Below are 273 nucleotides of genomic sequence, written 5' to 3'. Positions count from 1 at the left end.
AATTTACCTACCTTTACAATTTGTCTACCATACCAATTAGCCTTGTATTCTAATTGACTAACAAATTCTGACCATGATACATCAGAAATTAAGCGAGATAGTTTACGATTTCTAGTCATATTCTTTACTTGTAAATCTTCTATGCAAATAATATCGTTCTCTTGTATTTATTTTTAAATAACATATGTAAGAACCATAAGCCCTTAACTTTTATCATTTTTGAGGTTGTCGTTCACATAAGTTCGCTACTACCTATGCAGTTCTCTTATGAAC

General features: G+C 30.0%; 1 pseudogene. It reads right to left on the bottom strand.

Going from position 1 to position 273, the window contains the following annotated elements:
- Positions 1-167 (bottom strand): annotated as a pseudogene (locus KGF50_RS22110) (IS200/IS605 family accessory protein TnpB-related protein); the annotation flags it as partial.
- Positions 168-273: the final 106 nt, after the last annotated feature.

Origin of the sequence: Clostridioides sp. ZZV15-6598 (assembly GCF_020657705.1) — a bacterium.
Taxonomy (GTDB): Bacteria; Bacillota; Clostridia; order Peptostreptococcales; family Peptostreptococcaceae; genus Clostridioides; species Clostridioides difficile_F.
This window is presented reverse-complemented; position numbering and strand designations above follow the sequence as displayed.